Source organism: Nocardia sp. NPDC058497, assembly GCF_042720195.1.
In the GTDB taxonomy this organism is placed as follows: Bacteria; Actinomycetota; Actinomycetes; order Mycobacteriales; family Mycobacteriaceae; genus Nocardia.
In genome coordinates this window covers 1-5687 of sequence record NZ_JBHXMY010000391.1, presented here as the reverse complement: position 1 = coordinate 5687, position 5687 = coordinate 1, and the positions used below count along the sequence as shown (strand labels likewise).

The 5687-nt window shown below is 67.8% G+C and carries 7 protein-coding genes and 1 tRNA gene; 4 read left to right on the top strand and 4 right to left on the bottom strand.

Going from position 1 to position 5687, the window contains the following annotated elements:
* On the bottom strand, positions 1–295 hold a 295-nt coding region (locus ACFWPJ_RS22875), incomplete at its 3' end, for an Ig-like domain-containing protein (RefSeq protein WP_378854429.1).
* Positions 296–697: 402 nt separating this feature from the next.
* On the opposite strand from ACFWPJ_RS22875, the gene ACFWPJ_RS22870 reads away from it, so the two are divergent.
* From ACFWPJ_RS22870 to ACFWPJ_RS22860, 3 genes are all read left to right on the top strand, one after another.
* A tRNA-Lys gene (locus ACFWPJ_RS22870) sits at positions 698–770 on the top strand.
* A 620-nt stretch (positions 771–1390) separates the two neighbouring features.
* A complete protein-coding gene (locus tag ACFWPJ_RS22865) occupies positions 1391–2035 on the top strand; it encodes a transglycosylase SLT domain-containing protein (RefSeq protein WP_378854428.1) in 645 nt (214 codons plus the stop codon).
* 74 nt (positions 2036–2109) lie between these two features.
* Positions 2110–2454 carry a hypothetical protein gene (locus ACFWPJ_RS22860; protein WP_378854427.1) on the top strand — a complete coding sequence of 115 codons (345 nt, stop codon included), beginning with the start codon at positions 2110–2112 and terminating at the stop codon, positions 2452–2454.
* Positions 2455–2461: 7 nt separating this feature from the next.
* Here the strand turns inward: ACFWPJ_RS22860 and ACFWPJ_RS22855 are convergent, their stop codons facing one another.
* Entirely contained in the window at positions 2462–3082 is a 621-nt protein-coding gene (locus ACFWPJ_RS22855) for a LysE/ArgO family amino acid transporter (RefSeq protein WP_378854426.1), read from the bottom strand.
* A gap of 72 nt (positions 3083–3154) precedes the next feature.
* Here ACFWPJ_RS22855 and ACFWPJ_RS22850 point away from each other — a divergent pair, with 72 nt between their 5' ends.
* Complete coding sequence (locus ACFWPJ_RS22850) at positions 3155–4051, top strand: LysR family transcriptional regulator ArgP (RefSeq protein ID WP_378854425.1); 897 nt, start codon at positions 3155–3157, stop codon at positions 4049–4051.
* A 33-nt stretch (positions 4052–4084) separates the two neighbouring features.
* On the opposite strand, the gene ACFWPJ_RS22845 is transcribed toward ACFWPJ_RS22850, so the two are convergent.
* Complete coding sequence (locus tag ACFWPJ_RS22845; protein ID WP_378854424.1) at positions 4085–4888, bottom strand: alpha/beta fold hydrolase; 804 nt, start codon at positions 4886–4888, stop codon at positions 4085–4087.
* Between the two features lie 148 nt (positions 4889–5036).
* The coding region (locus tag ACFWPJ_RS22840; protein ID WP_378854423.1) for a GlxA family transcriptional regulator at positions 5037–5687 on the bottom strand (651 nt) is incomplete at its 5' end.

The window sequence follows — 5687 nt, the reverse complement described above, 5'->3', positions numbered from 1 at the left end:
TGCCGTAGCCGAGCACCTCGGTGGTCGCCCAGGAGCGGCCGTCGCCCGCCAGCTGCCCCGAGACCGGACGGCCCTCCTTGTTCGTGAGCGTGACCTCGGTGAACTTGCCGTCCTCGACCTGGAAGGCCATCGGCATGCCGGGCGAGACACCGACCTGACCGTCCTTGATCGTCGACACCAGCTTCGGCTTGATCAGCTCGGTGATCGGGTTGCGGTCGATCGCGACCTCGACCCCAGCTCCCTCCGCCGCCGAGCACGCCGACGCCCCCAGCGCGAACACCGCAAGCAGTGCCACCGGAACGATCGTCCGCAGCGACCGAGGTCGCCCCCGCTTCTTACCCATCTCAACCCCGTTTCCGTACCGACGCAATAACGTGTGTGCGCCGCAGATCCCACCGACGCCTATCGTTCGTGCCATCCGCGTCGACGGGGCGACCGAGATCGTCGTCCCGCCATTCTGCCAGCCCGCCCGGCCGTGACCAACGGGATAGACCCCCGCGACACGACCAAGTCACAATCGTTAGATACCTGCCGGGCCCCCGATCGTTAACACTTCGAACAGGCCCGCGTTGTCGCTGGTCAGAGCCCGATTTCACTTTCCGGCCCCAAGCCTGTTAATGTTTGTTCCGCACCGGAGAGCGGGGCGAACGGAGAAGCCGAGAGGCTCTCTCCTAGAGTCGCGATCCGAGCAAACCAAGCGCCATTAGCTCAATTGGCAGAGCAGCTGACTCTTAATCAGCGGGTTCGGGGTTCGAGTCCCTGATGGCGCACAACAGACCGCATCCCGGCAGTTACCAAAACTGCCGGGATGCGGTCTTTTTGCGTCAGGGCTCCGCGTTCGGCAACGGTCACGAGGCCGTTATCAAATCGACCTGGACATCGGCGCTCAACGCCACACCAGTCCCGATCCGGACACGCTGGAGCTGCGCAAATGATCGTGAAACCCGATTTGGGCAAACTTTTTCTGTGACGCGCGCCACATCTGAAACGGCAGTAAAGCCCCTGCGTAGATAACGATTCCGCATCTACCCGGCGGAGCGACCAAGATCGTCAGCGTTTGCCGTTCAGGTTTCGTTCACCTTGCGTTAACCCGTCGTGACCATTCTGCAATCAGGTCACAAACAGACCTGCGGTTTGGTTAGCCCCGAGGTATCCAACTTCCGGAGCACGAGAACCGAACAGCGCGTGGTCTCCCCGCAGCCAGCTGTGGAGCACCGTGCGACGCACGGACCGCCGACGAGCGAGTCCGACCCCGACAGCGTCGCACATTCCCATACAGACAGAAACAACACATCGCCTGACCGGCGTGCGCCGCTGCGCGCGCTGCGCGATCCACAGCGCCCCCACCAGGGCCTGTGGCGCCAGACAGAGATGAAGGAACAGAAAAGCAATGCTCAACAAAGACAAGCTCAGCACCGTTATCGGCCGTCGTTCGCGCCGTGAGGCGTTCACCGTGGCGGTCGCCGCGGTCGGTCTGGTCGCCGTAGCCGCGTCCTCCGCCGTCTCTTTCGCCGACGACAGCGTCCCCGAGCGTGCCGCCATGGTCGTCGAGCAGGCGGAGAGCATCCCCGCCGTCGCCGCCGCCCCCGCCGCCCCCGCCGTCGAGGCGATCCCGGCTCCGGCCCCCGCGCCGGAGGCCGCTCCGGCCCCCGCACCTGCTCCCGAGGCCGCCCCGGCCCCGATGCCCGAGCCCGCCCCCGCCCCGCCGGTGTACGCGGACAACCTGGACGGCTGGATCCGTGAGGCCCTCGACATCATGGCCGCCAAGGGCATCCCCGGCTCCTACGAGGGCATCCACCGCAACATCATGCGCGAGTCGACCGGTAACCCCCAGGCGATCAACCTCTGGGACTCCAACGCCGCGATGGGCATCCCCTCCAAGGGCCTGCTCCAGGTGATCGACCCCACCTTTGCCGCGTACCACGTCGAGGGCACCCCGTTCGACGTCTGGAACCCGGTCTCCAACATCGTCGCGGCCTGCAACTACGCCGCGGACCGCTACGGCTCGATGGACAACGTCAACAGCGCCTACTGAGCCACCTGACGGGTGAACGCCCGCGCCCCGGTCATCGCCGACCGGAGCGCGGGCGTTCGTCGTAGAATCGGCCCGTGCCAGACTCCGCCGATCAGGCACCCGATCACGCGCATTCCGACGCCGCCACCGCGAGCCGCGTCGCCAAGGCCCGCCGGCTGGCCGGCTACGCGTGGTCGCGCGATATCCGCAGTGCCGAACTCCTCGCCCTGCCCGCGGCCACCCTGCGCAAGCTGGCCAGGGCCGCCGACACCAATCCGCCGAGCACCGGCGAGACCTGGCAGGTCGTCGCGGACCTGCTCGACCAGAAGGACGCCTGGGCCGCCCGCAACCCCGGCCACGCCGCCGCGGTGCGCACCCACGCGGACGAGAAGCTGCTCTGGGTCAAGCCACCCGTCACACCGTGGACAGCCGGGTCCTGAGCCTGCGTCAGGAGACGACGAGGCCGACCGCCAACGCGAACATGATCACCGCGATCAGCGAATCGAGAACGCGCCACGCGGCAGGTCGCTCGAACAGCGGTCCGAGGCGACGCGCGCCGTAACCCAGCGCCAGGAACCAGACGACGCTGGCGACCATCGCGCCCGCGGCCAGGAACCAGCGATCCGGACTCGCGTAGGTGCTCGCGAACGAACCGAGCAGCACGACCGTGTCCAGGTAGACATGCGGATTGAGCCAGGTCAGCGCCAGGCAGGTGAGCACCGAGGCGCCCACGGCCACCGAGGCGCGCGCGGCGTCGGCGATCAGCGCCGACGAACTCATCGCCCGCCGCACCGCCAGCACCGCGTATCCGAGCAGGAAGGCCGCGCCCGCGTACCGGGCGACGGTCAGGATGGCGGGCACCGCCTCGACGACGGTGCCGAAGCCCGCGACTCCCGCCGCGATCAGGACGATGTCGGAGACGGCACACACGGCGATCACCGGCAGGACGTGCTGTCCGCGCACACCTTGACGCAGCACGAACGCGTTCTGCGCGCCGATCGCCACGATGAGTGAGAGCCCGAAGCCCAATCCGGAGAGGGCGGCCAGTGCCGCGGAAGATGCCGTCACGTCTTTCGACGTTAAGAGACCACCAAGGTTCAGACCAGCTAATGATTTTTCACCATCATTAGAATCGCTTACATGGATCTCCAGCTCGACCAGTTGCGCGCGCTCGACGCCGTACTCACCGAAGGCACCTTCGACGCGGCGGCGCGGCGGTTGAACGTCACGCCGTCAGCGATCAGCCAGCGGATCAAGGCACTCGAGGAATCGGCAGGCGTCATCCTGGTGCAGCGCTCGAAACCGGTGCGGGCCACCGAATCCGGGCTGGCCGTGCTGCGGCTGGCGCGCCAGGTCGAGTTGCTCACCGGCGACACGGCGCGCGAGCTCGGCGGCGCCGATCGCCCCGCGGGCCGCCCCGCCAGGATCGCCATCGCCGTCAACGCCGATTCGCTGGAGACCTGGGTGATGCCCGCGATCGCCCGGCTGTCCGGCGGAATCTGCTTCGAACTGCATCGCGAGGACGAGGAACATACGACCCAGCTGCTCCGCGACGGCACGGTCATGGCGGCGATCACCGCGACCGCGACTCCTGTGCTCGGCTGCAAGGTAGAACCGCTCGGCGCCATGCGATACCAGGCACTCGCGACGCCGAATTTCGCGCAGTACTGGTTTCCCGACGGCGCGCGACCGGGTTCGTACGCGAATGTGCCGATGATCCAATTCGACCGCAAAGACGATCTGCAGTTCCGGCACATCCGCGCCCAGTCGCCGGGGCCGATCGATCCGCCGACCCATTTCGTGCCGTCCTCCAACGCCTTCGGCGACGCGGTGCGGCTCGGGATGGGCTGGGGCATGCTGCCGGACTTGCAGACCGAAAAGGACAGGGCCGAGGGAACTCTCGTCAATATCAACGGCAGGGCGCGCATCGACGTCCCGCTGTACTGGCAGCAGTGGAAGCTCGACTCCCCCGCGCTCAGCGCCGCGGCCGAAGCCATCGCGGCGGCCGCGGCGACCAAGCTGATCCAGCCGTCGTGAACCGGGGCCAGGCAGCTCGATCGGGGTGGGTGATCAAGCGGCGGAGAGGAATTCGACGAGCACGCGGTTGATCTCGTCGGGCTGTTCGAGATAGCCGTAGTGCCCACAGTGCTCGATCTCGGCATAGCGGGCGCCCGGAATCATCTCGGCGACCTCCCGGCAGAACCGCGACGGCACCATCTGATCATCAGCGAACCCGACGACCAGGCTGGGCACGGTGATCCGCCGATACGCCTCGCGCCGGTCCTGCGACCGATCCATCCCCAGCTGCGCGCGTGTGCCCGGAGTGCCCTTGCCCGAAGTGAATTCGAAGATATCGAGCCATTCCTGCGCCTTGCCCGGATCGGCCAGGGTATGCGGGGACAGATTGAGCATCGCCTTGACCGCGGCCGCATACTCGGGCGGCAGCTGAATCCCCTTGTCGAACAACGCCTGCTCACCCCGGTTGAGCATGCTCGACGGCGGATGCGGACGCGCCGTGGCAGCGAACATGACGGCCTTACCCAGCAACTCGGGCCGCGCCAGCGCGAGCTCGGCCACCACCCGCGACCCCATCGACGTACCCACCACATGGGCGGGCGCCCCCAGGTACTCGATCAGCGCCGCGGTGTCCCCGACCAGGTCGGCCATAGTGATCCCGGCCGCCGACTCCGAAGACGGCGCAATCCCCCGATTGTCCACCGTGGCGACCCGGAACCCGGCCTTGACCAGGGCAGGCACCTGATAGGTGCGCCAGACGCGGCCAGGACTGCCACTCCCCATCACGAGCAGGACCAATGGTCCCGACCCGGTGACGTCGTAGTTGAGCTGGATGCCGTTGAGCGAGACGAGGGGCATGCCGGGACCCTACCGGCACGGTGCCGCTGGCTCTCTACGCATCCCGGAGAACGCCGAGGAGGGTGACGATCACGGGCTGATTCCCGCGAGCGAGCGCGAGCCGATGGTCGGCCCAGGTCTAGCCGCCGGATACGCCGATGCCGGCGGATCACGCGTGTCGGGTGCGGAACTGTCTGCGGTAGGCGGTCGGGGTGAGACCGGTCGCGGCGGCCAGGTGAGTGCGCAGGTTCACCGCGGTGCCGAGGCCGCTCGCGGTCGCGACCTGCTCCACGGCAAGGTCGCTTGCTTCCAGGAGTCTGCGGGCGTGGTCGAGGCGGCGGGCGGTGAGCCAGGCCAGCGGCGTGCAACCGAGTTCGGCGCGGAAGCGGCGATGCAGGGTTGCCACGCTCACGCAGGCGGTGGCCGCGATATCGGCGACGGTAATCGGTTCGGTGGCATGATGTTCGGCCCACTCGACCGTCGATGCGAGTGACGGACCTGGGTCGCGTGGCACCGGCTGTTCGATGAACTGGCGCTGTCCGCCCCGGCGGTGCGCGGCGAAGACGAGACGGCGCGCGACCGCCGTGGCGATCTGCGCACCGTGGTCGCGGCCTACCAGATACAGGGCTAGATCGAGGGCCGCCGCACTGCCTGCCGAGGTGAGAATGTCCCCGTCGTCGATGAAGAGCACAGCATCGTCGACCTCCGTATCGGGGAATCTGCGCCGGAATTCGGCCGCCCACTGCCAGTGCATCGTGACGGTGCGGCCGGTCAGCACCCCGGCTTCGGCGAGGGTGAAAGCCCCGCTGCACATACCGAC

Bases quoted from the DNA above. Each gene is read 5' to 3' on its own strand.
- ACFWPJ_RS22865 (WP_378854428.1), top strand. From the start codon at position 1,391: ATGCTCAACAAAGACAAGCTCAGCACCGTTATCGGCCGTCGTTCGCGC.
- ACFWPJ_RS22850 (WP_378854425.1), top strand. From the start codon at position 3,155: ATGGATCTCCAGCTCGACCAGTTGCGCGCGCTCGACGCCGTACTCACC.
- ACFWPJ_RS22845 (WP_378854424.1), bottom strand. From the start codon at position 4,888: ATGCCCCTCGTCTCGCTCAACGGCATCCAGCTCAACTACGACGTCACC.